Here is a 1,427-nt window from a genome sequence, read left to right on the forward strand (position 1 = left end):
TACGATGCGATGGGCCGCAAGCTCACCGAAACGACCGACGCCATCGACATCCGCACCAACCCCGATGCCCCTACGCAGCGCGTGCAGCTGGTCACCCGGTTTGAATATGACAGCCAGGGCAACCTGATTAAACGCACGGAAGCGGCCGGCATCACCGGAATGGAACGCGTCAGCGAGTTTGCCTATGACAAAGCCGGCCGGCAAACGACGCTCAAGCAGACGGGCTTTGCGGTGGTAGGCGGCACGCCAGAGGTCAGTAACGGTGCGACCTACAACGGGGCAGACCTAAATCGCGCTAGTCTGGGTGAAGCCACGTTTACGCCGACAAGTACCACCCATTACGACAGCGTCGGCAATGCGGTGGCGTATGAGGATGTCGGCGGCAACTGGCGCTACAAGGCCTATGACGCATTGGGGCGTATCCGTTTCGAAACCGATGCCTTGGGGAACGGTGGTACATGTTTCCTCAGCGAATTCCAATACGACGGCATGGGCAACCGCACGGCGGTCATTCGCTATGCCAACGCCTTCAACCTGGCCACCGCGCGCAAGCAGGGCTACACCTTGGCAGAAATCACCGCCCTGCGTGACACCAACCGCAGCCCAGCTGACCGGGCCATGCTGTACCAGTACGATCAGGCGGGTCGGGTGACGCAGATTACCGAACCCACCGCCTACCAGTTGGACAAAGTCACCGGGAACGAAGGGGGCAAGGTCACCCGCAACCAGTACAACGCCCAAGGCTTGCTGGTGAAGCAATCGGTGTTGCTGGCGCAGGTGGGCCCTACCGAGCAATGGGCCGACACGATCTACTATTACGACGCCGCGGGCCGTAAGGTCGGGCAGATCGATGCCGAAGGCTATGTCACCCAATGGACTTACGACAACCAGGGCAAGATGACGCGGGAAGTGCAGTACGCTGCGCGCCTGACTGCCCAGGTTGCCAGTTGCGGCCCAGGGGAAGAGAACACCGCCTCGATGTTTGAATTGCTGGTCGGCTCGGTGGTCAATAAGACCGACCCCATCACCGGTGCAAACCGCAGCACCCGTTACGAATACGACAAGCTGGGCAACCGCACCGCCGAGATCCGCGAAAATGTGGCGGGCGCCACGGTGAATGGCCAGGGCGGGTTGACCTATATCAACGTCGACGTCGCCACCCGCAGCCGTTACGACCAATACGGCAATGTGATCGAAACCACCGATGCGCGTGGCAACCGGGTATTCAACTACTACGACGCTTTGGGGCGGATGACCCATCAAGCTACTGCTTCGCAGCGTGTCGGCGGTATTGACCATTACACCGTGACGCAGTTCGAACGCGATGCCCACGGCAATGCGGTGCGTACCACCCGGTTTGCCAATACGATGACCTTGGCTGGCGGTGCAGAACGCCCGAGTAGCGTGGTCATCCCTGCCAGCCACGC

Annotated in this window: 1 protein-coding gene; it reads left to right on the forward strand. The window is 60.8% G+C overall.

Annotated elements, in window-relative coordinates:
* On the forward strand, window positions 1-1,427 hold a 1,427-nt coding region (locus CSQ89_RS21505), incomplete at both ends, for an RHS repeat protein (protein WP_143747135.1).

The sequence above is a fragment of the Chitinimonas sp. BJB300 genome (genome assembly GCF_002735695.1).
In the GTDB taxonomy this organism is placed as follows: Bacteria; Pseudomonadota; Gammaproteobacteria; order Burkholderiales; family Chitinimonadaceae; genus Chitinimonas.